Annotated in this window: 1 protein-coding gene and 1 pseudogene; both read left to right on the forward strand. The window is 51.6% G+C overall.

All coding sequences use genetic code 11. The features are described from left to right. Positions 1–221, forward strand: a pseudogene (locus I5W_RS32775) (peptide transporter); the annotation flags it as partial. A 72-nt stretch (positions 222–293) separates the two neighbouring features. Beyond that, on the forward strand, positions 294–2,463 hold a 2,170-nt coding region (locus I5W_RS06495), incomplete at its 3' end, for a two-partner secretion domain-containing protein (protein WP_044528621.1).

Here is a 2,463-nt window from a genome sequence, read left to right on the forward strand (position 1 = left end):
ACTGGATGACGACGCATACCAATAAGGAATACATCCAGGCAGTAGTTCGGCTGGCGAATGAACATGAATTACGTGCAGAACTGTGTAAGACGCTGGCAGGGCCTGAGCGGATTCAAAAAATGTTTGAAGGCAGAGCCCACATTCTGGGAGAGAAGTTCCTTGCGTTGGTGCAAGCACAGGGTGTCAAGAGGGAAGACGCAGCCCGTCTTGAAACGGCTTAAAAAGTAAGAGCGCAGTGGGGGAGAGGCTGAGGTTGGTCTCTCAAAAAGTACTCAGTCATAAAAAAGATCATCATGAATAAAATCTACCGTCTCATTTTTTCCAAGCACCACGGCATGTTAGTGGCTGTGGCCGAAAACGCTGTCTCGCAGCGTAAAGGGGGCGGTAGTGTCGTGGGCGGAGGCGGCATTGATCTGCGTTCGCCGCTGGCGTTGCGTCGGCTGACGATTGCGGTGATGACGGCGTTTTCCTTAAATACGGTATTGCCTAGCTGGGCGGCGGCCCCTTTACCTACTGGTGGGCGAGTGACGAGTGGGGCAGGGACCGTCAGTGTTAACGGTAAGACGATGACAATTGATCAGTCCTCACAAGTGTTAGGACTGAATTGGACTGGATTTAGTATCGGTAGCGGCAATACGGTGAACTTTGCGCAGCCTGATGCAAGTGCGGTAGCGGTGAACCGTGTTATTGGAACACAGGCATCGCAGATCTACGGCAATCTGAACGCGAATGGTCAGATCTACCTGATTAACCCGAATGGGATCGTGTTTGGCTCGACGGCACAGGTGAACGTCGGCTCATTGTTGGCGTCGACGGCGACGAATGTGAGCATCGATGGCAATAGTGTCGTGTTGAGCGGCCAGAGTAATGCGAAGGTGGTCAATCAAGGCAACATTAAAGCGACGGACGGCGGCTTTGTGGTGTTGTCTGGGCAAAAGGTGAGTAACAGTGGCCAGATTCAGGCCAATGGTGGGTATGTGGCCTTAATGGCTGGAACGAAGGTGAGCTTGCAGCTGGATAATGGTGCGTTGGTGAGCGTGAATGTTGACGCGTCGGCAGTGCAGGCGTTGGTGGATAACAAGGGCTTGATTCTGGCCGATGGCGGTAAAGTGTATTTGACGGCGTGGGGCAAGAATACGCTGTTGAGTACGGTGGTGAACAACGACGGGATCATTCGAGCACGCGGCTATGGCAGTAGCGCGGGTGGTACGGTGGTGTTGTTGGGCGAAGGTGGCGACACGGTCACCCGTGGCAGTATTAATGTATCGGGCCAGGGCGCTGGGCAACAGGGTGGTACGGTAGTGTTGGGAGGCGGCCGGGTCGGGGTCTTCGATAACGCGACGATTGATGCCAGCGGTGTGGCCGGTGGTGGACGTGTGGTCATTGGTGGAGATTCGCTGAACAAGGCCCGTAGTGTGGCCAATATTGGATTTGCGAATTCCACTTATGTTGGAAGTAATACGACGATCAACATTGGAAGTAGCCAGGGGGATGGCGGCTTTGTGGAGACGTCGGGTGAGCATCTGGCGATGCTGGGTCGAGTGAGCGCGTCCAGTGCGGGGAAGGCTGGCGAGTGGCTGGTCGACCCTACCAATATTACGATTAATACTAGTATCAGCAACGCGACTAATAGCAGTAATACCTGGTCGGGGAGTGGTACGAATTCGGTGGTGAACAATGCGTCGATTGAAGCGGCATTGAATAGTGGCGCCAATGTGACGGTGACGACCAATTCATCGGGGAGCGGTACGGGTTGGATCAATGTGGCGGCCAATATAGCGAAGACCAGTGGAGGCAATGCGAGTCTGACGCTGTATGCGAATGGTGCAATTAATATTAGTGGCTACAGTATTACGTCCAGTAGTAATTTGCTTAACATTTCGATGAGTAGTGTAGGGGATGGGGTGACTCTGACTAATTCCACCCTTAATAGCAACGGTGGTGCAATTAATATTAGTTCATGTACGGCGGTTTTAAATAATCCAAATATTAATACTAACGGAGGTAATCTCACGATTAGTACTAATGGTGGCTCGTCGGGACCTACGATGACTCTTTGGGGTTGTAGTACGTTGAATGTGGGAAGTGGATTTGGTAATTTGAGTGTAATTTCATCCACCTGGGCGCTAAATCTAATTGGCTCGTTAACGACAATTGGCAATATAAATATTACAGGTCAAGGTGGATCGGATGCTGGAGTTTATATTCAGGCGCCGGGTAATATTGCATCGACGGGAGGGAACCTCGCCATTAAGGGGATCACGAGTATGGCGAGCGCCCAAGGGGGCGGGCTTCAGATAAGTAGTCTTAATGCATCCGGGAATATTTCATTTATTGGGATATCGAATACAAATTCGGCTGGTGTATGGATTGGCCAATCTGCTGTCGTAACGGGGGCGAATATTACTGGTTCTAGTGCCAGTGGTGCGGGTGTGAATGCTACCAATAGCAATGTCACAGGAA

The organism is Herbaspirillum sp. B65, assembly GCF_000333555.1.
Taxonomy (GTDB): Bacteria; Pseudomonadota; Gammaproteobacteria; order Burkholderiales; family Burkholderiaceae_D; genus Herbaspirillum; species Herbaspirillum rubrisubalbicans.